Raw genomic sequence first — 23,175 nt, forward strand, 5'->3', positions numbered from 1 at the left:
CTTCCTCAGGGCTTTTTTCTCCTGGCCGCGAACGGTCGGTGCATGACTGACTCGTTCGACGACGTCGACCTCGAGTTCGTTTCGCTCGGTCGAACCGGCATCCAGACCAGCGAACTCCAGTTCGGGACCTGGCGCTTCGGCCGGACCACGGAGGAGGGGAACCTCGAGATCACCGAGGAACGCGCCCACGAATTGCTCGACGCCTACGCCGAGGCCGGCGGTCGGTACATCGACACGGCCGACGTCTACGGCGGCGGCGACAGCGAGCGCTGGATCGGCGACTGGCTCGCCGACGGTGACCGCGACCGCGAGCGCTACACCATTGCCTCGAAGATCTACTGGCAGATCCGCGACGGCGACCCGAACAGCAAGGGGACGAACCGGAAGACCGTCAGGAATCGCATCGACGCCCTCCTGAATCGTCTCGACACCGACTACGTCGACGTCCTCTACATCCACCGTTGGGACGACGCGACCTCAACCCGCGAACTGATGAAGACACTGAACGGGCTCGTCCAGGACGGGAAAGTCCACTACCTCGGCGCGTCGACCATGCGACCGAACGCCTGGAAAGTGGCTCGCGCGAACGCCATCGCCGATGCCCACGGCTGGGAGCCTTTCACCATCCTCCAGCCGCGATACAACCTCGTCGACCGAGAGATCGAGGGCGACTACCTCGAATTCGCCCGCCAACGCGACCTCGCGATCTGTCCGTGGAGCCCGCTCGGGCAGGGGTTCCTGACCGGGAAGTACTCCCGAGAGGAGGACGTCCCGGAGGACTCGAAGTCCGCTGAGTCGAGTCGGTTCAGGGAGAATTACCTCACCGAGGAGAACTTCGACCTGCACGACGAACTCGACGCGGTCGCCGAAGAGGTCGACGCGTCGCCGGCCCAGGTCGCGCTGGCGTGGCTCTCCCACCGAGAGGGGGTCAGTGCACCCATCGTCGGCGCCCGGACGGTCGAGCAACTTGAGGAGAATCTCGCGGCCGCGACGGTCAACCTCTCCGACGAGCAGATGGATCGGTTGACGACCGCGAAGGCGGGCCCCTACGAGGGACTGTAAGGAGCCCGGGGACGCTCGCCGACTCGAGTTCGAGTACCGATTCTTCGTTCCTCACTGTGGATCGTTCGACTTTACCGGAGAGGTCGGCGACCGAGGGTCCGCGAAGGCAGCGAACGGTGCCAGGAAGAGCGACCCAAAGACGAACGTGAGCGTGGACGCAGACACGAACGCGGACACTGACACGAACGTGGATACGAACTCGAGGCGGGCGACGGATTCATACTGTCGTGTCCCCTCATAAACGACAAAATGATGCTGCCGACCCACGCGTTCGCGGGAATGGTGATTGCCCTCCCGTACGCACTTGCGTTCCCCGAATTCGGCCCTGTGGCCCTGCTCGCCGGATTTCTCGGCGGGATCGTTCCGGACCTGGATCTGTACGCCGGTCACCGGAAGACGCTGCACTACCCGGTGTACTACTCGGGGGTCGCCACGCTCGTCGTCCCAATCGCCCTCTTACGGCCAACCCTCCCCGTGGTCGTCGCCACGTGGTTCCTGGTCGGCGCCGCCCTCCACAGCGTCGGCGACGTCTTCGGCGGCGGACTGGAGCTTCGCCCCTGGGAGGCGACATCGAACCGTGCGGTTTACGACCACCACAACCGCCGATGGATCGCTCCCCTGCGCTGGGTACGCTACGATGGGGCGCCGGAGGACCTAGCACTGTCAGTCGTCCTCGCCGTGCCGCTCGTGGTCGCCCTTGAGGGCGCGCTCGAGTGGCTCGTGATCGCGTTCCTGGGTATCGCGGTCACGTACACGGCCGTTCGACGGATGCTGCCCGCAGTCGCCAGTCGACTGCTCGGTGACCTCGTGGTCCCGAACGCCTCGAATCGCGTCCTGGCGTACGTCCCGGCCCGTTATCTGGAAGCCAGCGCCGAACGCGGTTCGACGCAGTCTCGATAGACTCGAGTACGCGAGCGACGATTTTACTATAGAATATATAGTAATAACGACCAAAGAATCATATCAACTCGGCATCAGTCATCAGCAAGGCGTTTGCGATGACTGGATGGATGACAGTTGCACTCGTTTCGTTCCAGGTCGGGATTCTCGCCATCTTACTGGAGGCGCTTCGTCGCCGAGACGCCGCCGCTGCCACGAACGCGCTCGTGTCGTTCGCCGTCACGCTGCTTCCGGCAGCCGTCGAGTACGTCGCGGAAGCCCGCTTCGGCGCATCCATCGCGTTCGGAACGGACCTACCCCTCTGGATTGCCATCGCGGGGTTCTTGCACGCCGTCGGGATGCTGGGTCCGTACGATTCGGTCTGGTGGTGGGATCACCTCACTCACCTGGTGTCCGCCGCCCTCGTTGCGGCGCTGGTCTACGCCGGGTTCCTGGTTCTGACCCCTGCGCTCGGGTGGTGGCAAATCGGGCTCCTGACCATCTGTGTCACGTTCGTCGTCGGCGTGTTGTGGGAACTGCTCGAGATCATCGCACGTCGGGTCGGGATCCGGTACGACGTCGAACCCGTCCTCGTCCACTACGGCTGGCGCGACACGGCGTTCGACCTCGTCTTCGACGTGCTCGGGGCGCTGCTGGTCGTGCTCTTCGACCTGCGGCTGTTCGTTCCGGTCGCCGACCAGTCGCTCGAGTCACGGGGCGTGACGGTAATAGGAGCCAGCGTGCTAGTGTTCGCCGTCGCGCTCGTCGTTCTCGGCCTCGATGCCCGAAGCGGAGAGTCGTGATTAGGCGCGCGTCATCGGACTACAACTCGTCCTTGAGGTAGACGCCGAGGTAGCCACCGACTGCGCTCAGGCCGACGGTGTACAGCGCGCCGAACGTGAGCACGAAAAACCCCATCAGACCGAACGCGATAGGCGCGCCTCTGGCGCCGAACCCGAGGAAGAACAGGACGAAAAACAAACCCATAAACACGAACGGGATCAGCATGATGAGTCCCGCGATGGCCCCCACTTTCATCCCCTCGGTCGGCTCGCCGTCCTCGAGGTACCCCGCAACCGCGCCACCGAGGAGCGTCGAGAGCGGGATGAACGTCAGAATAATTCCGGCTGCCGCACCGATCAGCGCGTTGATCAGGGTGCTCGAACCGCCGGTATCGGGCGTGTCGGCCGGTCTTCTCGAGGACGTGTCGGCAGTCATACCAGAGACGTACCGAACCTGCGGTTAAAAGCGTTGGCGTGTGAGTGGCCGTAATCGGCCGGAGACGTACCAGCTACCTCACCCCTCCTCTCCCGTCAGAACGACGGTCATGGTGTCGAAAGTCGTCCGTCCACCCTCGAGAACACGTCGGTCTGGTCGTTGGACGTCCCACCTCGCTGCTCGGAGACGACGAACCGGACCTCGACGACGACCGACTCGCCCGTGTGCGCTGTGATCCCCTCCTGGATCCGCTCGGTCAGCGCCGGTAACTGGCCGGGGTCGTCTCCAGAGACGGTGACGACGACCTGGTCGACCGACCGGACGGGATAGTCGTCGTCGAGCGTCACCTCGACCGACTCGGCCTCGAGACCGTCGAATCGCGGTTGTTCGAGTGCGGCGTCAACCTCGTCGGTCGCGCTCGAGCGCAGTTCCGTCGTGTGAAAGTCGACCAGAGTAACGCTAACGAGAGGGGCGGCCAGCACGAGCAACGCGACCCCAAAAACCGCCGCGTACGTGTAGGTTGGTCGTCGAGTTGGCGACACCTCGAACAGTCCCTGCGGACGGTAGCCGGCGATCCACAGCGTGGTCAGCGCGGCAAGATTGATCGAGAGCACGTTGACGGTCACGAGCACGGCGGCACCGAGTGCCGCGCCGTACATTCCCCAGGCGACAGTGATCCCGACCGCGGCCGCTGGCGGGATGAGCGCGGCGGCAATCATCACGCCGACGATGGCCTCCGAAAAGCCCCGCGTGAGACTCAGGATGCCGGCAACGCCGGCCCCCAGCGCGACGGCGAGCGAGAGCAGGTTCGGGGACACCCGCTCTTGCAGTTCGGCGACCACGACGATGTCGACGCCCGCGGGCTCGAGACCGGCGAACCGAGCGAGCGTCGCGAGGCCGACTGACGCGGCGACGACGATAGCGACGCCGACGACCTGGTAACGAAACCCCGTCGACGTGAGTTCGCTATCGCCGGTGACGATGCCGACGTTCGCAGCCAGCGCGGGGCCGATTAGCGGCGCGATGACCATCGATCCGACGACGACTGCCGGCGAGTCCGCCAGGAGGCCGGCGGTCGCGACGACGGCACTGATGAGCAACATCACCACGTAGATCGAAAACGACGGCGTGAGTTCGTCGGCCCTGGTTCGGAGCACCTGTCTCGATGTTCGCTCTCCTTTCGTGCCGCCGTGGCTGTACTGGTCCAGCAGGGCGTCGAAACTCCGTGAGATGACGGTCTCGGCGTTGATCACGACGACGCGCGCCTCGTTGTCTACGCCAGCCCGAGTCAATCGGTCGAGAAGCGGTTCGACGGCTCGCGTCGGAAGCGGAAACCGGACGACGGCCGCGTACCCTCGCCCGCTCGTTTCGTCGCCGACGACGTAGTCGATTCCCTCGTCCTCCAGGATGTCGAGTACGGCCTGGCGACGGCCCTCCGGAATAGCGATTTCGAGGTACCGCATGGAGACTTCGACCACGGACAGTGACATATAGGCCACCCGGGGTCGAGACGAGAAGAACAGCCGCCGGGTAGGCAGCGAGTTAGACCGATTCGAGGGATGACGAAGCGAAAATCGCGACTTTCGGGGTGCACCTCGAGATGCTCAAGACCTGGCGAGACTGGATCGAGCACACCTGTGGGTTTTCGACGTTCGGCAAGGCCACGAGTGATCGACGGAGCGAGACGAAGACGTGGCGTCTCGGGATCCGTCATCGTATTGAGTCCTGCGGAGGTGATAACGGACGAGACGGGGTTCGTCAACGTGCCGAGCGACGCGAGGCCGTTGACGGGCGAGACAGGATTCGAACCACGCGAACGGCTCGCGTTGCTCGCCGTTCTCTACTTCGAACCCGCTGTGCCGTTTTCACTGCTCGCTGACGCTCGCAGGAAAACGGGCGAGACGGGATTCGAACCCGCGATCAGAAGGTTAGGAACCTCCTGCCCTCTCCGCTAGGCCACTCGCCCCGAGAAAAATGTTAGTTGACTTCCGTTTCGGTTTCCGTTTCCGTTTCGGTTTCCGTCTCCTCGTCCTCAGCCGTGACGGGCTCCGTGTCGACGAACTCCTCTTCCTCGTCGTCATAGTTCCCCGTTTCACGCATTTCTTCGAGTTCTTTCTCGACCTTTTCCTGACCCTTCTTGAACTCCCCCATGGCCTCTCCGGTCGACCGTGCCAGTTTGGGGATCTTGTTCGCCCCAAAGAGCAAAATGGCGATGAAGAGGATGATCAGGAGTTCCGGACCCCCGGGGACGCCGGGGATGACAAGCGGTGCGATTTCGGCTACCATCTCTGTCCGCAGATTACCCGCTGGCAATTATAACCTTTTTGGACCGGCAAGTGAAGCCACAGGAAGCCACAAAAGGGGACGAGAGGCGCCATACGCCCAATTCAGTGCGCACAGATGGAGCATCTCCACCGTTCACTCGCCCACAGTTGGTATGACCGGTTAATTCCGTCACCTTGGCCTAATGCTGACCATCGGTCCGACAGAACGATTCTGACCGCAATCCGGGCTAAACCTGCGGGAGCGGCGTGACGTGCCGACGCTCGCAACGACCGCGAGTCACCTCGTATACGCCGCTGGCGGAGGGCTTTTTTGCTTGCCCGACGACGGCTAGGCTATGAGTGACAGCGAACACGTCGAGAGTCCCTCCGATGGCCGCATCTACGACCCAGACGACGATCATCACTTTCCCGACGAGAAACTGAACGCGGTGCTCGAGTTCGTCGAGGCAGACGAAGAGATACAGACCTACCTCGAGGCCCAGAACGTCAACGCGGTCGACCGCAAACGGTACAACGACCACGGGGCGAAACACATCGAGATCGTTCGCAATCGTGCGCTCTGTCTCTACGACCTGCTGAAAGCGGGCGACGTCGACTTCAACGGAGCCAGACAACAGGGCCTCGAGGAGGCCGACGAAGCGGTGATCATCGCGCTGGCGGCCACCCTCCACGACGTCGGCCACATCGTCCACCGCGACCAGCACGCCTATTACTCGATTCCGCTGGCCGCTGACATTCTCGACCGGATACTGCCGGAGTTCTACGACATCGCCGATCGCGTCCGCGTAAAGGGCGAGACCCTGCACGCAATTCTCTGTCATCACACGGCCGAAAAGCCCCTGACGACCGAGGCGGGCGTCATCCGGGTTTCGGACGCGCTCGATATGGAGCGGGGTCGCTCGCGGATCCCGTACGAACAGGGTGGCCGCGGGATCAACACCCTCTCGAGCCAGGCGATCAGCCGCGTCTCGCTTCACGAGGGCGAATCCAGCCCCGTAATGGTCGAGATCGCGATGACCAACGCCGCCGGCGTCTACCAGGTCGACAATCTGCTAAAGGCCAAGCTCAAGGGATCGGGGCTCGAAGACGACATCCGGATCGTCGCCGTGAACACGAACGAGAACCGCGAACAGCTCGTCGAACGTATCGAACTGTGAGACGACTCCGTCGCGAAACGGGGATAGCCCAGTAACGTACTGGTCGTTCAGGGTGCCGTTTCACGAGGGATTGCTCGAGACGTTGGTGGCCTCCACGGCCGATATCGACGGTCGTCGATGGCACTGCGACGTGTAATCGTTCCGAGAACAGGAGCCTTCAGCAGACGCGATACCGACCGTCCAGGCGTTCGACGTGACCGCGTTCCCTGAGTGTTCCGAGGATCGAGAGTGCCGCGCCTTTCTCGACGTCGAGTTCCGTACAGAGGTCGTCGACGGACGTTCCCTCCCAGACGGCGAGCGAGAGGTAGATGAGTTTCGCCTGCGCCGATTCGATATCCGGTGGGACCGCCACCAGGGTCTGCTGTCGAACGTCGGTTTGCATACTACAGGGTCGGGTGTTCGACGATATTAAAACCTTGTATCGACGATTGACGTAACTTGTCGGAGCAGACTCAGAGCCCTTTTTGGTTTCGCCGACCCGGTGTCCGGTATGACAGTCAAACTCATCGCACTGGGGCTGCTGACGGGATTCCTGACCGGAGCGTTCTTCGCGCTAGTCGACGTGCCGATTCCGGCCCCGCCCGAACTCCCCGGGCTCCTGGGTATCGTGGGAATCTACCTCGGCTACAAGTTCGTGGAGACGGCAGGACTCGGCACAACCGTGCTCGAAACGCTCGGATTGTAGGTGCTGCAGAACTCGAGTCCGTGCTCGCACCGTCGCGTGAGCGGTGGATTCGGATGCTTTCGGACGCCTCGACACCGACTGCGACCGGAGCGGACGCAGTTCTGGCGAGTAATCGATGTCCGGCCCGCTACGGCGCCGCCTCGAGTCCCGACGCAATTTCGGCCGCGCGGGCACGAAGCCGTTCAGCGTCGATACCGACCGCTTCCCCGTCTCGCAACCGGACCTCTCCGTCGACCATCGTGAACGTCACGTCGTCGCCGTGGGCGGCGAACACGAGGTGTGAGAGCACGTCGTGGATCGGCGTGGCCCGCGTGCGGTCCGTCCGCAGGCCGATAATGTCAGCTTTCCACCCCTCGCGCAGTTTCCCGACGCGGTCGAATCCCGCGGCGGTCGCACCGTTCATCGTCGCCATCTCGAAGACCGTCTCCGCGGGGAGTGCTCGTGGCTCGAGGGCTTCGACCTTCTGGAGCAGAGACGCCTGTCGCATCTCGGTGAACGGATCGAGCGTGTTGTTACACGGCGGCCCGTCGTTGCCCAACGCGACGTTGATCCCGCGGTCGAGGTAGTCGGTGATGGGTGCGACGCCGCTCGCTAGCTTCATGTTCGACGACGGGCAGTAGGTGACGTTGGTCCCCGTCTCGGCCAGCACCTCGCGTTCGGATTCGTCGGTCCAGACGCAGTGGGCCAGGACGACGTCTTCGCCGGTGAGGCCGACCTCGTGCAGCCAGTGGACGTTTCGCAACCCGGTCCGTTCCTCGACTGCGGCGATCTCGCCCCGGTTCTCGCTCGCGTGGGTGTGGATGCGAACGCCGTCGTAGCTGTCGGCCAGCCGCCTCGCCCCCCGCAGACACTCCTCGGTGCAGCTCACGGCGAATCGAGGGGTGACCGCGTACTGGATTCGGCCACCGTCGACCCCGTGGTAGCGCCGGATGAGGCGTTCGCTCTCGGCTAACGCTTCGTCAGTGTCCTCGAGCAGGCCGGACGGGGACTCGGTGTCCATCATGACCTTGCCGAGGCGCGCCCGGATGCCCATCTCACGTGCGGCCTCGAAGGCCTCCTCGGCGTGGCGGACCGAAAGGTGGTCGATGCAGGTCGTCGTCCCGCTCTCGAGCAATTCGAGGTAGCCGAGTTCGGCGGCAACGCGCATCGCCTCCGGGTCCAGTTCGGCTTCCATGGGGAGCACGTACTCGAAGAGCCACTCCAGCAGTTCCGTGTCGTCCGCGATGCCACGGCCGAGGCTCTGGACGGAGTGGACGTGCGCACCGACGGTCCCCGGAGCCACGATGTCACAGGTGTGACGCTCGTGGTCGGGATACCGGTCGAGACACTCGGTTCGAGGGCCGACGGCGACGATTTGGTCGCCCTCGACGACGACGGCTCCGTCCTGGATGATCGTCTCAGCGTCGACGACGACGGTTCCCGCGATCAACATACCGACACCGGGTAGCGTCGCCGCCGCCTTAGCTATGGCGTTCTCTCTCTCGAGGAGCGGCGATAGCTCCTGAGGTGGGCAAAGGTGACGTCGGCGAGGAGTACGCGAATTGCGACGAAAGGTGACCCGTCTCGAGGGACTCTCGAATCATTCGACCCGAAAACATTGGTACAGTCGGAAAAGCCCGATTGCTCGAGGAATTTCCGTGCTCCAAGTATCGTTGAAGTCCTTGAATAGTGATAGGATTTAGAGACTGTGCTGAATGCAGGGCGCGAATGTTGCATGAGTTCTGGCTCGATTTGCGTGGGCGGTGTTCGGTCAACACAGAGGGGGTGGATTCATCATAACGGGATATTCTGTCTTCCGAAATCAGCTCTGAACGCTCTCCCTCTTCCCGGGATAGCCCTTCTGCGTTCGCGAGAACGGCCTCAGATCTCGAGTGTTACTCGGCTGCTGTCTTGGGTGATGACTCCGGCCGTGTCTCAACTTCGAGGTCTTCGAGGCCGCCCTCGGCGGTGGCCCGCTCGATTTTCGCGATTTCCTCCGCGTAGTGCAGGAAGGTATCGACGGAGGCCACGACGACTCGAGCCTCGACGGTGATGAGCTCGATTCCGACAACGGAGATGCGTGCCCAAACGTCAATAACGACGCCTTTGTCAAGAATGCGATCGAGCACTTCTGCGAGACTCGAGGAATCTGGTCGACGTTGTGGTGATGCCATTGTGATCGCCATCGAAGAGTAGAGTCTGGATTCGGTTTACCGTTCTGTCTGCGGTAGCAAGCAAAATCTGAAAACGGTAGCGAAGACTCTCTTACGGACCGAAACGACCATTTGAGGCCAATTGAATACGTCTCACCCTGATTTTGATTAGGGACAGGGTGGGACGACGACTGGCTGTCGAATATGACAGTGATAGTTGATAGAAGTAACAGGGGTAGGTTCGCAGGTTTTCTTTTGGGTAATTCAGAACCACTCCTATGAAACAAAGTTGGTCGCCGTGCTGCACTCATCCTCTGTATCTTGCATGCTCCTCTTGATAGCGGTTCGATATATCGTTCAGAGTATGCTAAATACAAAGCGCGAATGTCACACGAAATCTGGTCCGATTTGCAAAGGTGGTGATCGCTCAGCATAGGGGGAATCATCAATGGGAGCCCGACTTTTGACAGAATCAGAGATGTATCTATCAGATTCCAAAATCAGATGTATACCACAACTGGATCGCGCCACAACTGGGGTACTAAGGCTCTGAAGTGCCGGAATGAACGGTCTGGACGATAAGCATATTTACAGCACGGCGAACCCGTTCCGAGGTCGCCGTTTCGGAAATTCCAAGATGCTCTCCAAGCTCAGCAAGTGAACACTCCCGGGGGATCTCAAAATACCCGCAGTCAACAGCCCCAACAAGCGTTTCCCGCTGTCGTTCGGTTAATCCGTAACCCGCCCCATCACCGGTTTCATGCTCATCGTACATCCGGGTGAAGTCAAACCCGATCTCGTGCTCACGACAAAAATCGTGAAATCGAACAAATGACGTCCGGTCAGGAAACGAAGCTCGAAACTCCCAACCGTCATGGGACGCAGTCAGATTCTGAATCACTCCTCCCTCCTCAACCACCAACGGGTAAATACTCGTACGCAATCCTTCTCCAACCAGATCGATCTGATAGAGCCGTCGGTCCCCTACCTCGATCACTCGAGACGGAGGCGCAACCGTAGGATCGTCATCGAGAGCGTCTTCAAAAGTCTTGAAATCACCGCCCTCTGCCCAGACGAGGGTTCGGACTTGACTGTCATCGACGGCGTCCGACCGCTCCCACGTAATCTCCATCTCCGGCACTTGGTTCAATGCCTTCTTCAGGATCGGATGGTCCAGTCGAAACTCGACGATGATCATGGAGCTCGGTTAGGGGATAGGGATTGAGGGCAATAAAGTGCAGGAATATTTCTGCTATGGACTGAATTTGCCTGACCATCAACCCAATCAATAATGACTGAAAACAGTGGACGGCTTCAAATCGAACTGCTCTTTGGTGCGCTGAGCGATCGTCATCGACGACAGCTCGTCGCCTATATGCACACCATCAACAAGGATCTCTTTCACCTTGACGACCTTGCCCAGATAATTGCTATCCAGGAGACCGATCCTTCTGAAGTCTCTGAGGAAAAACGAGAGCAGGTGAAAATAGAGCTTCATCACCGACACTTGCCGAAATTAGATGATGCAGGACTCATCGAATACGACTCCCGAAACGGCGATGTTCGATATCGAGGGACAACCGACAGCGAACTCATCGATGTATCCCAGTTCCTGAACTCCACGGAAGAGATAGCTGCCAATATCGATCAATAGATGTCGAACTTCCCAAGCTTCGGTAAGTATAGGACTCAAAGTTGCCAGGATCGATAGAGATTGAGAGTTCGATCTGCTTTGCAAGATACGCGCTGTACATTCAGCAAGATTCGAAGGGCATCATCAAATATGATAGAATATCGCCGGTCAGTCAGCATCCTCACGAGTCCGCTGATTCAGTAACCTGGAGCCGGAAGAACGAGATGAGCGTGCTGCATACGTCCTCTATATTCAGCAGACACCTTCTGGCAGGATTTGAATAGAACGTTCAGTTTCTGCTGAATACAGAGCGCGTATCGGTCACAGTGAGTTGATGAACTGGCTCACTACCCGGTTGAACCGCTCGGGTTGCTCTATAGGCGGACAGTGGCCGCAGTTTTCGAAGAGTTCGAACGTGGCGTCCGGGACGAGGTCTGTGACGTGTCTCACCGCTTCGACGGTCCCCGTTCCCCGCGTTTCGTCCCCGCCGGCGCACACCAACATCGGGACATCGATCTCGGGGAGGACTGCTCGGTAATCACGTGTGAGCGCATCGAACAGGATGGCGCTTTTGATGGGGGTCGGAGTTCGAGACGTCTCGTCGACCTGCAACGTTCTCATCTCAGTGGTGGGGTTTGAGAAGACTTGCTCCGTGAGGCGTTGGATGAAACTCGTCTGATCTTCCTGGACCAGTGCGAGCGTATCTTTCAGTCCCACTAAATCGGTGAGTCCATAGTCGTAATCATCCCACTGAAAACGCGATGCCTCGATATCGATATCAACCAGTCCCCGTATCCGCTCAGTGCCGAATTGATTCACGTAGTCCCACGAGACGAACGCTCCCATCGACCACCCCACCATGACAACTTCTTCGAGGTCTCGCTGTTTGAGGAACGTGTGAAGATCACGGGCGTACTGCGCGACTGTGTGTCCGAGTTCCGTCTTCTCAGATCGGCCATGCCCTCTGAAATCGACGGCGACTGTGCGGTACTCGTTCGAGAGACTGGCTAACTGCGGCTCGAAAAACCTGAGACCACACATCACGCCGTGAAGAAAAATGATCGGCTGGCCCTCGCCGTGGTCCTCGTAATAGAGGTCTGCCCCGTTACACTGGACGTACGGCATAACGATGATTGTACGCTTCACTCGATGATAAGCCTACGCCACAGGCTAAGGGGAGGTGGTGAGTACATCCTCTGGGCCTTGTTAGAACGCCTGATTTCACGGGTGTGAGTCCTCGATGGCGCGTTCGATGTTGCGGACGGCGGATTTCATGACAAGTTCGCGGAATTGACCGAACCAGGTTCTGGACCAGAGCGTATCGCCGTATCTGCGTCGGAGCCCGAAAAACACCGATTCAGCGTTCGAGCGCTGGTGATACGCCCGATCCTTGATGAGTAAATTTCTCGCCCACCCCCGCATCCCAGGATCTCGCTGCGGAATCAGCGGCGTGATACTTTCCGCACGTAACCTCGTACGAAGCTCTTCCCAGTCGTAGCCCTTATCGGCAGCGACAGTCGCCAACTCGTCGAGATTCCGTACTAGCACCTGCCAGCCGACTTGCGTATCGTGCGGTTGTTTCATCGAGCAGTGTATATCGAGAATCGCACTGGTTTCACAATCGATGAGTAGCGTCGTCTTCACCGCCTCGAACGTGTAATCCGTCCGTTTTGCGTAGTGCTGGCTAGCTTGAACGCGATCGACACCGGTTGCGTCGATTGCCTGCACATCACCGAGATCATACAGTTCGACGGACTGATCGAGGATCGCTCGCCACCGCTTCATCGGAATCGCCTGCTTTCGCGTACATACTGTCGAGAAGTGAGGGACTGTTTCAGGCGTCAATCCGAGTGATTTCGTGACTCTCGGCATCTCACGGAGGACGTCCATCAGCTTCCGGTATGGATGACCGAGATACTCTTTTAATCCCTGAATGGCGAGAATTACCCAGTTAGCGTAGCCTTCTTCCCCCGGACGGTAGGCCGGAGCTGGCGTACCAACGACGGCTTTTTGGGCGAGCGATACAACCTTCTCTGTGAAGCGGGAGGTCATCGTGTGCACAACGAACCCGTCCCGCTTCACTTCCTAGTAAATTTGGTATTTTCTCCGAGCTACTAGCACGACGATATGAGTTCGATCGGTTCTACACTGCCAACGTTTGAGCGTCTAAACAAGGCCCATCCTCTGTATTCAGCAGACAACTCTTGTTATCTACTGAAGATTACAACAAAACGTACTAACCGCGTTTCAGATACCTCATAATCGGGTTCTCTGTCCGGAAGAGTGAGTATGGTCTCTGTTTCGAGAGCCGATTATGAAGATAGTCTAGGAAAGGTTGCACGATGAGGATCTTCCTCGAGAGCATGAGTTGTGTCCCAATCGTCGAATAGGAGGATTCTCGAGGGGGTTAGGATACTTTCGCGTGTGTCTCGATGATTTCCGAGACTGATGGGCGAGCGAGGTCCGTTTCGTAATCGGTACTCGCTGCGTAGATGCAGGGGTCAAGGCGTCAAACGTTCATAACCGGTTCGAGACGCGCTCTATGGTGTGTTATCCTTCTCAAAAAGTGTCTCAACCTGTTCGGACATTCAAGCGTCGTCTAGGACCTCAAAATCGATAGCAGAGGACCGATTATGAACTTTTGAATCGTGTCCTGGACGGCCACACGTTCGACTCGAGCGGGTGAGTAAGATCCCTCCGGAGAAGGCTCTAAAACGCCGAATACGATTTTGTGAGACTGGCTTGAGGCTCTCTTCGTGGCGTTTTTCTTCCTGGTTGCCGCTAACTCGGGAAACGCAAGATGGAAACCGATTATGAACGTTTGAAAGCGTGATTTCTCCTCTTTTTGGGTCACTCTCTTTGTCCCGCTCACGCCTACCTCTGTCCTGAAAAGCCATCTCGAGCGATAACCACCCACTCCAGGATCTCTTCCTAGGTTCGTCCATAGACCACTTCTACACACATCTTCCGGACAGCTGTCGTGGTTATGATCACCAAGGTAGTCTGGCCAATACGATCATAGAAGCGCTCATTCCTCTGTGAATTCCTCCATTCGTTAGGGAGCATATTCACTGAGATCCCTACCTTCCGCTTTCAGTTTAGCGGTTACTCTGGAATCAAGAGCTGCTACGTCAAACTTATACTCCATGTCGGGGTGAGCATGCGGTTAGTAGCCCGAAACCGGTATGCGCGATATCACCATACGTACTCGTAGTTGAGGGCTACACAAACGCCCATCATTTATGTTCTATATCCTCAAACGTCGCCGTTGACACTCTCTCACGGTAAAAAACGAGGAAATTTCGATCCTCTTTCGAATTCTGGATCGTCAATTTGTTTCTGTGGCCAGGAAGACGACATAGTGCGAGCAATGTGAGCGAGTAGGATTTGAAGGCTTTGTTGAAATCCTCAAACGGTGATAGGTTTCAACGATCGTGCTGAATTTAGGGCGCGAATGTTGCACAGTCTGAGAAGGGAACAACGCGGAAGGTCGAACCCTCAGTACAGAGGGCGCATGCAGTAACCGTTATCAATAGTCGTTACACCAGATGATACCTGCTACTGATCTTTCGGCAGTTGCGTCTCGCGTACCGAGTTTGTTTCGCCCACAGCGGAGCCAGTCGAGATGGGATACCTCCCCCTTGCAAAATTACGGGTTAAGCGCGGTGATCCAGTAATCGCAATCATGAACGCGATGAATGCGAACACGACCATCCCTATTACACCGCCCTCACTGGCAACAAGTTGTCTGAGAACGGCGTCATCGGTTGCTGCATATCCCACCAGCCCAACTGCGTTGAACACACCATGAAAGATAGCCGCAGGGAAAACGGATTGCGACCGAATGACGATGTAGGTGAACAGCGGGGCCAAAGCGATACACGTGAGGGCGAACGCTCCGACCCCGATAATCGGGAACGACGGGTAATTGTGTCCGACGAGGATGAGGGGGGCGTGCCAGACTCCCCACACGGCACCAATCACCAGCGACGCCTTCCAGAAGCCCAGTGGAGCGAGTTCCCACAAGAGGTAGCCCCGCCATCCGAACTCTTCACCGAAGCCAAAGATCGCATTGAACGTCGCACCAATCACGACGACGATACCCCACGCAATGAGTGCCCAGAACACTCCCGACGGAAGGCCGACCTCGACCGCGATATCGAGAGAGGAATCGAACGTCACGCCCGGCACGCCAATCGAGAGTGCCGTTATGGCACTGAGGATTGGAAGCGGCAGGATCGCGGCCAGAGCGAGCCACCGCTTCCGCCCGATTACCAGACCGACGTCCGAGAGTGCAATGCCGTTGTGCAGGCACACGATCAGTCCGGCGATCCCAGGTGTGAACATGTAGAGTGGCCCAACGGCTACGAGATCAATATCCGTAACGTGAGTGACGCCGGTGAACCCCAGGGTGAGCACTGTCAGGATGCAGAGGAACTCTGCGAGGTTGCGCGTATCGATAGTTTCTGGTGTTGAGGTGGTTCGGCTCATTGGAATCACAGGTTGAGGCCAATGATAACGAATTGACCAACAACAACCGTTCCGAGGGTCACCAGGACACAAATGTCGTAAATGGTACAGAACCCCTCGATGTCGTCACTCGCGTCGCTACGCTCCAGGTAGGCCTTGAGCCACCGTGCTCCGACGTATAGGCTCGCTACAGTCACTGGAAACGCTACAAGTACGAGTAACGTCGAGATGTATTCTGGCCCGTAGTGTTGGTAGGTTCCGACAGTCCATCGAATTCGAACAGTGTTTTCGAGGTGACTGTAGGAAACGATACTCAGAACGACACTTGTAAGGACGATTACGAGCCCACCGAGCGTTGTTGATGGTACTCGAACTGCGTTTTCCGTGGCGGCGTGTGCTGCCATACGCTGAGTGACGGAGAGTAGATGGATAGTGGGTCGAGCACGACTTCAGCCCCTGTAGTTATGCTAACCTCTTTAAAAATGTAGCTACGGATGGAAGGTATTGTGAGTGAGGATGACGAAATCGAACGACTTGCGGCCGTGCTGGAGGACTCGACAGCACGGACGATCCTCACTGAAACGAGCCAAGAACCCATGTCAGCAACCACCCTGAGTGACCGCTGTGGCGTCTCCGAACCGACGATTTATCGTCGGCTGGAAGAGCTTCGAGAGTGCGACCTACTCATTGAACGGACAAAACTCGATACAGATGGTGGACATCATCGAACCATGTACGCGACGAACTTCGAACGACTCACGGTTGAGCTTCGAGACGGGCAATTAGCTCTGTACGTTGATCGGCGTGAAGATCCAGTCTCAAATGCTGAGAAGTTCAACAGGTCGTCCCTCACCGTTCACGCCGGCAAGGGCGCCGTGTGCCGTCGACACGGCCTACACGACTACCGACCCGAACCCGCAGACGTGATCACTCGAGGTCGAAGCGGTCGAGATGCATCACTTTGCCCCACGTATCGACGAAGTCGTGCACGAACTTCTCCTCGGCGTCGTCGGACCCGTAGACGTCCGCGATGGCTCGAAGCCGGGCGTTCGACCCGAAGATCAGGTCTACACGGGTCCCCGCCCACTCGACCTCGCCCGTTTCGCGGTCGCGCAACTCGTAGATGTCGTGGCCCTCCGAGGGCGCTTCCCACTCCAGGACGTCCTGGGAGTCCGCGTCCGAGACGGCTTCCCACTCGTAGTCCATGGAGAGGACGGTGTCGAAGAAGTCGTTGGTCAACGTCTCCGGCCGGTCGGTGAAGACGCCGAGGTCGGAATCCTTGTAGTTCGCGCCCAGCACGCGCATACCGCCGACTAACACCGTCATCTCGGGTGTCGTCAGGTCCAGGAGGTCGGCCTTATCGACCAGCAACTCCTCCGCCGACCGATCGTGGCCCTCGCCGAGGTAGTTGCGGAACCCGTCGGCCTCCGGCTCGAGCGCTTCGAAGGACTCGACGTCGGTCTGTTCCTGCGTGGCGTCGGTACGGCCCGGTTCGAACGGCACGTCCACGTCGTAGCCGGCCTTGGCCGCGGCCTGCTCGACGGCCGCGTTGCCGCCCAGCACGATCAGGTCGGCGAGCGAGACGCGCACGTCGTCGGAGCGGGAGCTGTTAAACTCGTCCTGGATCTCCTCGAGGGTCGCGAGCACCGTCTCCAGCGCTTCGGGTTCGTTGACCTCCCAGCTCCGCTGAGGCTCGAGGCGGATGCGAGCGCCGTTGACGCCACCGCGCTTGTCACTGTCGCGGTACGTCGACGCTGCTGCCCAGGCGGTCTTGGCCAGTTGGGAAACCGAGAGGTCCGACGCGAGAATCGTCTCCTTGAGGTCGTCGATCGTCGCCTCGCCGATCAGGTCGTGGTCGACGTCGGGGACGGGATCCTGCCACAGCATCTCCTCGTCGGGAACCTCCGGGCCGAGGAACCGCACCGGCGGCCCCATGTCGCGGTGGATCAGCTTGTACCACGCCTTCGCGAAGGCGTCCTGGAACTCGTCGGGGTTCTCCTGGAAGCGCTCGAGAATCTCCCGGTAGTCGGGGTCGCGCTTCAGGGCGACGTCCGTCGTCAGCATCATCACGTCCTCCTTCTCAGACGGATCCTCGGCACCGGGTGCGGTGCCGTCGAGTTCGCCGTTCTGTGTAGTCCACTGCCAGGCGCCGCCGGGACCCTTCTCGGGCCACCACGTGTACTCGAGCAGGTTGTCGATGTAGCCCATGTCCCACTGGGTCGGCGTGGCGTTCCACGGGCCCTCGATTCCGCTGGTGATCGTGTCGGCGCCCTTTCCGGAGCCGTGGCTGCTCTCCCAGCCCAGGCCCTGCTGGTCGATAGGTGCTGCTTCGGGCTCGGGGCCGACGTGCTCGTTGGGATCGTCGGCGCCGTGGACCTTCCCGAAGGTGTGCCCGCCGGCGATGAGCGCAGCCGTTTCCTCGTCGTTCATCGCCATCCGACCGAACGACTCTCGAATTCGTTCCGCGGACTTTTCCGGCTCCGGCTCGCCGTCTGGTCCCTCCGGATTCACGTAGATAAGCCCCATCACGGTGGCAGCGAGGGGATGCTCGAGTTCGTCGTCGTCGCTGAAGCGCTCGGAGGCTTCCCACTCGGTCTCGGGCCCCCAGTCGACGGCCTCGTCGGGGTCGTAGGCGTCCTCGCGTCCGCCAGCGAAGCCGAACGTCTCGAATCCCATCGACTCGAGGGCGACGTTCCCCGTCAGGACGATCAGGTCGGCCCACGAGAGTTTCTCGCCGTACTTCTGTTTGACCGGCCAGAGCAGCCGGCGGGCCTTGTCGAGGTTCGCGTTGTCGGGCCAGCTGTTGAGCGGCGCGAACCGTTGCGTGCCGCCCGAGGCGCCGCCGCGACCGTCGCTGGTGCGGTACGTGCCGGCGCTATGCCACGCCATTCGGATGAAGAGCGGGCCGTAGTGACCGTAGTCGGCCGTCCACCAGTCCTCCGACGTCGTCATCACGTCCTCGATGTCCGCCTTCACGGACTCGAGGTCGAGTTCCTGGAACGCCTCGGCGTAGTCGAACTCCTCGCCCATCGGACCAACATCGCGGGCGTTCTGGTCGAGAATCTTCAGGTTCAACTGGTTCGGCCACCAGTCTCGGTTGGACCTAGTCATCACCCGGTAATTGCTACTTTCGCCTAATAAGATTGTCTAAATCGATAACGAAGTATTCGCTGCAGCGAAAGCAATATTCCGAATTTGCAAATTCGCCGTCGACGATGGATTCGCGCTGTACGGCCACTACGGCCATCGAGGCCCGTTAGTAATCGCGATTTACCAGGCATGGTCGTGTCCTGGCTACACCGTAAGGGAAAATTGTATCCCAACCCGCGCTCAGAAGCCGGCAACGCCGAACGAGACGGGAGCCCTTTTGCTGCTTCCCCGAGGAGAATCACCGACGTGGTGTCTCCGGGGGCCGACGATAGCGACGACGTGCTCGAGTCCGACTCGTCGACGAGCGACGGTGAAGCGGCCGCACACGAGGCCGGGTCCGGTTCCCGTTCCGGCGATGTCGATGTCGAGGCACGAAAAGGGATCGACATGACGACCGGATCGATCCCACCGAAGCTCGCGCGGCTGGCCTGGCCACTGGTCCTCGGCAACCTCCTGCAGACGGTCTACAATCTCGCGGACATGTTCTGGGTCGGGCGTGTCAGTTCGGAGGCGGTAGCGGCTGTCTCGCTGATGTTCCCGCTCTCGTGGATGTTCGTCTCGACGGCGATGGGGTTGACGGCGGCGACCATCGCCCTCGTCTCCCAGCACGTCGGCGCCGGCGACCAGCGCGCAGCCGACCGGGTCGTCGGCCAGACCATCATCCTCGCCCTCGTCGTTTCCGGCCTCCTGGCGACGCTCGGCCTGACGTTCCGGCGACCGTTACTCCAGCTCATCGGCGCGCGTGACCAGGTGTTCGTCGAGGCGCTGGCGTACATCGAGGTGATCTTCCTCGCCCTGCCGCTGACGTTCCTGTTCTTTGCGTTCCGGTCGTCCCTGCAGGGTGCCGGCGACACGAAGACGGCGATGTGGTTGGTCCTGATATCGGCCGGGCTGAACGTCATCCTGGACCCGTTTCTCATCCTCGGCTGGGGGCCGTTTCCCGAATGGGGGACGCGGGGGGCGGCCATCGCGACCTTCCTCTCGCGGGCCGTCGCCGGGATCGCCGGAATCGCCATCCTCCTGGACGGTCGCTACGGGGTTCGACTCCGCCTTCGAGACCTCGCACCGAACTTGACGATCCAGCGTCGATTGATCGACGTCGGCTACCCGGCCACGTTCGACGGCTGGGCGCGAAGCTTCGCGTCGGTCGCGATGGCCGGGTTCGTCGCCCGTTTCGGCGCGACGCCGACTGCCGCCTACGGAATCGTCGTTCGGCTCATGTCCGTGACGTGGTCCGTCGCGGGCGCCGTCGGCGACGCGACCGCGACCGGCGTCGGCCAGAACCTCGGCGCACGGACGCCCGACCGGGCGGCAACGGTGGCGAAAACGGCGACGGCGGGAACGATCGGATTCATCTTCGCGATTGCTGCCGTCGTCTTCGCGTTCCCCGCCCAGGCGATGGCCATCTTCGTCGACGATCCCGACGTGATCGCTGAGGGGATCGTCTTCATCCGAATCAACGCCCCCTTCTGGGCGGTTTTCGCCGGCGTGATGGTCATCCAGGGTGCGTTCCGCGGCGCCGGGAACACCCGCGAGGCGATGGTGCTCTCGATGCTCTCGCGGTGGGTCTTTCGCGTTCCCGTCGCGCTCGTGCTCGCGTTCGCCTGGACGGTGACGGTCCCCGGCCTCGGTATCACGGTCTCGGGGCTCGAGTGGGGCGTCGACGGCATCTGGTGGGCGTTCTCGATCGGCATGGGCGCCACGTTCGTCGTCGCCGTAGTCTGGTTCCGGCTCGGTACGTGGCGCGAGGCGATCGTCGAGGACGACCCGGGTGAGCCTCGAGCCCCAGCGAGCGGAGCGGACGCGGCGGACGTCGACCGAGATTCCGACGCACCGACCGAGTAGGTTTCCGACAGTCTTTCTCGTGTCCGGAATCACGCCCGCACCGGGAACGCTCGTGTGCAGAACGCATGCAAGCAAACCCGTTATCGACGGTGCCGTGGTGCATCCGGCTATAGATATGGTTCTCGACGTTCGCCGGCGGCTATCGACGGGAAAGGACGTCGTCGCGGGCATCCAGCAGAAGAACGTGACGTTCATGGCGGCGAGCATCGCCTACCAGGCGTTCATTTCGCTGATTCCGCTGCTCGTCCTCGTGTTCTTCCTCGTCTCCATCGCCGGTGACGAACAGGTCGCCGAACAGGTCGCCGCGACGACCGAAGGCGTCCTCCCGGAGAGTGGCCAGGTGCTGCTCGAGGAGGCGATCGCCGGCTCCGTAGAGAGCGCGGGCGCGTCGATCATCGGCCTCGTGACGCTGGTGTGGGGGTCGCTGAAGATATTCCGCGGCCTCGACACCGCGTTCTCGGAGATCTACGAGTCGTCCGCGGAGAACAGTTTTTTAGAGCAACTTCGCGATGCGTTCGTCGTCTTCGCCGCGATCGGGCTCGCGCTGCTCGCCGCCGCAGTCGCGACGGCGGTCTTCGCGTCCCTCCCCGACAGTCCGCTGCTCGGGGTCGCGAACCCGCTCATGCTCGTCGTCGGGTTCACGCTCGCCTTCCTCCCGATGTACTACTTCTTCCCCGACGTCGACGTCGGCGTCCGCGAGATTCTCCCGGGAGTCGTCGTCGCCGCCGTCGGCTGGGCGGCGCTCCAGGCGCTGTTTCAGGTGTACGTCGCCCTCTCGGGTAGCACCGACTCCGCTGGTGCGATCGGCGCCATCCTCTTGCTTTTGACCTGGCTGTACTTCGGTGGCCTGGTGTTGCTCGTCGGCGCGGTCGTCAACGCCACGACGGCGGGACGGCTCACCCTCGAGGTCGAAGACGAGGACGACCTCGATCGGGCCCCCGCCAGGCAGGTCACCCGCGAGCGGGAACTCGAGCAACTCGAACAGCAGCGAAATCGACTCACGCGTGAGCGCGATCACCTTCGATCGACCCTGCGCACCCAGCGGTCACGTCGGAACGACCTCGAGACCCGCGTCGATCGGCTCGCATCGACGGTCCACCGGCTCGAGCGCGAGAACGAGGCGCTCCGGCGAGAACTCGAGCGCCAGGAGGAGCCGTCCTGGAGACGGACACTGATGGCGGCCCTGGGACGGGTCGAGACGGTGAAGGTGGGTACTGTCCGTCGGTCTCGCGACTCCTGAGTCCCTCCGGTGGCTGGCTATCGACGGGAACGACCTGCCCGACGTTAGCCGTACAGGCTTCCCGGCGCTACCGGTACGGGCTTCCCGGCGCTGGCCAGTACGGGCTTCCCGGCGCTGGCCAGTACGGGCTTCCCGGCCTGACCGATACAAGCTTTTGAGAAGACGATCAGTCGGGAAGCAAACTATAGAAGGTATAGTATTGCTCGTTACAAGCGATTTCGAGCGTGACTGCGCTCGAGACCGTCAGTCCTACTCGAGCGTGACTACCAGCGCGTCGTCGTCGCGCTCGAAGTCGGTGTCGAACGGGTCAGAGCGCTCGCGCATGGTGCCTCGCGCCCAGTCGGCCGCGTCGTCGCTCGCGTGATGGACCCGACAGTCGTCGATCGCGATCGGGACCAGTCGGACCGCCTCGAGCGTACCCGCCTCCAGGACGAGTTCGAAGCAGTAGCTGCGGTCGTTTCGCAGTTCCTCCTCAATCACGTAGTCGTCGACGAAGTCGCCCGTGTCGTGGAGGATGACGCCACCGTTGTAGGTCTCGACGCCCTGGAAGACGTGGGCGCTGTGGCCGTGGACGACGTCGGCACCCGAATCGATCAGGTAGTGAGCGAACTTTCGATACGCCGTTTCGGGGTACTCGACCCAGTTCGGTCCCCAGTGAACCGAGACGACGACGAGGTCGGGGCCGGAATCGAACGCCCTCGCCTGCGAGAGTGCCTCCCGCAGCCGAACCTGGGTCCGGGCCTCCGTCGGGTCGCACTCGAGGTAGGCCGTTCCAGGACGGTCGTCGGTGACGCCGTAGGACTGGAAGTGGTCGGCGATCGAGACGACCGCGAGGTCGGCCCCGTCGACGGAGACGCGCGTCGGCGCGTAGGCATCGTCGGGCGTCCCACCCGCGCCGGCGTGGGCGATTCCCTCCTCGTCCAGCGCCTCGAGCGTGTCGAGCAGCGCCGTCGGACCGTAATCCAGCAGGTGGTTGTTGGCGAGCGAGAGCGCGTCGAACCCGGCCCGCGAGAGCGCCGGCGCCGCCCACGACGGGTCCGCCCGGAAGTAGAACTCTCGGTCGGGAAATCGTTCGCCGCGAGTCGAGAGACAGCACTCGAGGTTCCCGACCAGGCCGTCGAGCGAGTCGAGGTACGGGAGGACGGGTTCCCAGGGGTCGGACGGACCGCCGTCGACGTGCTCGGCCTCGACGCCTCGTGCCAGCATGACGTCGCCGACGAAGCCAATGCGGGTTCGCTCCTGGTCCGCCTTCTCCTCGCGACGCGACCCATTCTCGTTCGCACCCCGTGCCTCATTCTGATCCGAACGGTTGCGGTCGAGAACCGACGCACATCCCGAGAGCACAACTGCGCCGCCGGTCGCGAGAACTGACCGTCGGCGCGTCACCCGTCGCTCCGTCATTGCTCGACCTACCGAGCA

General features: G+C 60.8%; 21 protein-coding genes, 1 tRNA gene and 1 pseudogene. 9 read left to right on the forward strand and 14 right to left on the reverse strand.

The annotated features are described in order from the left end of the window. Positions 1 to 42 precede the first annotated feature (42 nt). The 3 genes from NGM15_RS09825 (at position 43) to NGM15_RS09835 (ending at position 2,744) form a co-directional block, all read left to right on the forward strand. Positions 43 to 1,062 (forward strand): aldo/keto reductase, encoded by a 1,020-nt coding sequence (locus NGM15_RS09825; protein ID WP_253430192.1) that lies wholly within the window; start codon positions 43 to 45, stop codon positions 1,060 to 1,062. Positions 1,063 to 1,311: 249 nt separating this feature from the next. Continuing rightward, positions 1,312 to 1,962 (forward strand): metal-dependent hydrolase, encoded by a 651-nt coding sequence (locus NGM15_RS09830; protein ID WP_253430194.1) that lies wholly within the window; start codon positions 1,312 to 1,314, stop codon positions 1,960 to 1,962. A 110-nt stretch (positions 1,963 to 2,072) separates the two neighbouring features. Beyond that, entirely contained in the window at positions 2,073 to 2,744 is a 672-nt protein-coding gene (locus NGM15_RS09835) for a DUF2238 domain-containing protein (RefSeq protein WP_253430196.1), read from the forward strand. Between the two features lie 19 nt (positions 2,745 to 2,763). On the opposite strand, the gene NGM15_RS09840 is transcribed toward NGM15_RS09835, so the two are convergent. The 4 genes from NGM15_RS09840 to tatA all read right to left on the reverse strand — a co-directional run bounded on the left by NGM15_RS09840 (position 2,764) and on the right by tatA (position 5,445). Beyond that, positions 2,764 to 3,159 (reverse strand): DUF5518 domain-containing protein, encoded by a 396-nt coding sequence (locus tag NGM15_RS09840; protein ID WP_253430198.1) that lies wholly within the window; start codon positions 3,157 to 3,159, stop codon positions 2,764 to 2,766. A 107-nt stretch (positions 3,160 to 3,266) separates the two neighbouring features. After that, a complete protein-coding gene (locus NGM15_RS09845; RefSeq protein WP_253438012.1) occupies positions 3,267 to 4,622 on the reverse strand; it encodes a TIGR00341 family protein in 1,356 nt (451 codons plus the stop codon). 430 nt (positions 4,623 to 5,052) lie between these two features. Further along, positions 5,053 to 5,125: transfer RNA gene (locus tag NGM15_RS09850), tRNA-Arg, on the reverse strand. Positions 5,126 to 5,136: 11 nt separating this feature from the next. Beyond that, positions 5,137 to 5,445, reverse strand: coding sequence for a twin-arginine translocase TatA/TatE family subunit (gene tatA, locus NGM15_RS09855; RefSeq protein WP_253430200.1), 309 nt, complete (start codon positions 5,443 to 5,445; stop codon positions 5,137 to 5,139). Positions 5,446 to 5,779: 334 nt separating this feature from the next. Here tatA and NGM15_RS09860 point away from each other — a divergent pair, with 334 nt between their 5' ends. Next, positions 5,780 to 6,601, forward strand: coding sequence for an HD domain-containing protein (locus NGM15_RS09860; RefSeq protein WP_253430202.1), 822 nt, complete (start codon positions 5,780 to 5,782; stop codon positions 6,599 to 6,601). Positions 6,602 to 6,758: 157 nt separating this feature from the next. On the opposite strand, the gene NGM15_RS09865 is transcribed toward NGM15_RS09860, so the two are convergent. Continuing rightward, positions 6,759 to 6,983 carry a helix-turn-helix domain-containing protein gene (locus tag NGM15_RS09865; RefSeq protein ID WP_253430204.1) on the reverse strand — a complete coding sequence of 75 codons (225 nt, stop codon included), beginning with the start codon at positions 6,981 to 6,983 and terminating at the stop codon, positions 6,759 to 6,761. Positions 6,984 to 7,091: 108 nt separating this feature from the next. On the opposite strand from NGM15_RS09865, the gene NGM15_RS09870 reads away from it, so the two are divergent. Continuing rightward, the gene (locus NGM15_RS09870) at positions 7,092 to 7,286 is read left to right on the forward strand and encodes a XapX domain-containing protein (protein WP_253430207.1); all 195 of its coding nucleotides are present in this window, start codon (positions 7,092 to 7,094) and stop codon (positions 7,284 to 7,286) included. A 127-nt stretch (positions 7,287 to 7,413) separates the two neighbouring features. Here the strand turns inward: NGM15_RS09870 and NGM15_RS09875 are convergent, their stop codons facing one another. The 3 genes from NGM15_RS09875 to NGM15_RS09885 all read right to left on the reverse strand — a co-directional run bounded on the left by NGM15_RS09875 (position 7,414) and on the right by NGM15_RS09885 (position 10,616). Further along, complete coding sequence (locus tag NGM15_RS09875) at positions 7,414 to 8,718, reverse strand: 5'-deoxyadenosine deaminase (RefSeq protein WP_253430210.1); 1,305 nt, start codon at positions 8,716 to 8,718, stop codon at positions 7,414 to 7,416. Positions 8,719 to 9,160: 442 nt separating this feature from the next. Continuing rightward, a complete protein-coding gene (gvpA, locus tag NGM15_RS09880; protein WP_253430212.1) occupies positions 9,161 to 9,439 on the reverse strand; it encodes a gas vesicle protein GvpA in 279 nt (92 codons plus the stop codon). Positions 9,440 to 9,959: 520 nt separating this feature from the next. After that, a complete protein-coding gene (locus NGM15_RS09885) occupies positions 9,960 to 10,616 on the reverse strand; it encodes a helix-turn-helix domain-containing protein (RefSeq protein WP_253430215.1) in 657 nt (218 codons plus the stop codon). 93 nt (positions 10,617 to 10,709) lie between these two features. On the opposite strand from NGM15_RS09885, the gene NGM15_RS09890 reads away from it, so the two are divergent. After that, positions 10,710 to 11,072: a DUF7344 domain-containing protein gene (locus NGM15_RS09890; RefSeq protein WP_253430218.1), complete on the forward strand. Its 363-nt coding sequence runs from the start codon at positions 10,710 to 10,712 to the stop codon at positions 11,070 to 11,072. 300 nt (positions 11,073 to 11,372) lie between these two features. Here the strand turns inward: NGM15_RS09890 and NGM15_RS09895 are convergent, their stop codons facing one another. The 4 genes from NGM15_RS09895 to NGM15_RS09910 all read right to left on the reverse strand — a co-directional run bounded on the left by NGM15_RS09895 (position 11,373) and on the right by NGM15_RS09910 (position 15,925). Beyond that, positions 11,373 to 12,176 carry an alpha/beta fold hydrolase gene (locus NGM15_RS09895; RefSeq protein ID WP_253430221.1) on the reverse strand — a complete coding sequence of 268 codons (804 nt, stop codon included), beginning with the start codon at positions 12,174 to 12,176 and terminating at the stop codon, positions 11,373 to 11,375. A 96-nt stretch (positions 12,177 to 12,272) separates the two neighbouring features. Next, entirely contained in the window at positions 12,273 to 13,103 is an 831-nt protein-coding gene (locus NGM15_RS09900; protein ID WP_425494479.1) for an IS5 family transposase, read from the reverse strand. A gap of 1,506 nt (positions 13,104 to 14,609) precedes the next feature. After that, on the reverse strand, positions 14,610 to 15,542 hold the full coding sequence (locus NGM15_RS09905) for a CPBP family intramembrane glutamic endopeptidase (protein WP_253430228.1): 933 nt from the start codon (positions 15,540 to 15,542) through the stop codon (positions 14,610 to 14,612). 5 nt (positions 15,543 to 15,547) lie between these two features. Continuing rightward, the gene (locus NGM15_RS09910; RefSeq protein WP_253430231.1) at positions 15,548 to 15,925 is read right to left on the reverse strand and encodes a hypothetical protein; all 378 of its coding nucleotides are present in this window, start codon (positions 15,923 to 15,925) and stop codon (positions 15,548 to 15,550) included. A gap of 102 nt (positions 15,926 to 16,027) precedes the next feature. On the opposite strand from NGM15_RS09910, the pseudogene NGM15_RS09915 reads away from it, so the two are divergent. Next, a pseudogene (locus NGM15_RS09915) lies at positions 16,028 to 16,363 on the forward strand (helix-turn-helix domain-containing protein); the annotation flags it as partial. An 85-nt stretch (positions 16,364 to 16,448) separates the two neighbouring features. On the opposite strand, the gene katG reads toward NGM15_RS09915, so the two are convergent. After that, a complete protein-coding gene (gene katG / locus NGM15_RS09920; RefSeq protein ID WP_253430234.1) occupies positions 16,449 to 18,632 on the reverse strand; it encodes a catalase/peroxidase HPI in 2,184 nt (727 codons plus the stop codon). 426 nt (positions 18,633 to 19,058) lie between these two features. On the opposite strand from katG, the gene NGM15_RS09925 reads away from it, so the two are divergent. After that, a complete protein-coding gene (locus tag NGM15_RS09925; RefSeq protein WP_253438015.1) occupies positions 19,059 to 20,516 on the forward strand; it encodes an MATE family efflux transporter in 1,458 nt (485 codons plus the stop codon). Positions 20,517 to 20,631: 115 nt separating this feature from the next. Then, positions 20,632 to 21,756 (forward strand): YhjD/YihY/BrkB family envelope integrity protein, encoded by a 1,125-nt coding sequence (locus NGM15_RS09930; protein ID WP_253430237.1) that lies wholly within the window; start codon positions 20,632 to 20,634, stop codon positions 21,754 to 21,756. Between the two features lie 249 nt (positions 21,757 to 22,005). On the opposite strand, the gene NGM15_RS09935 is transcribed toward NGM15_RS09930, so the two are convergent. Next, positions 22,006 to 23,157: a CapA family protein gene (locus NGM15_RS09935; protein WP_253430240.1), complete on the reverse strand. Its 1,152-nt coding sequence runs from the start codon at positions 23,155 to 23,157 to the stop codon at positions 22,006 to 22,008. Between the last annotated feature and the right edge of the window lie 18 nt (positions 23,158 to 23,175).

It is taken from the genome of Natronosalvus halobius (assembly GCF_024138145.1).
Classification (GTDB): Archaea; Halobacteriota; Halobacteria; order Halobacteriales; family Natrialbaceae; genus Natronosalvus; species Natronosalvus halobius.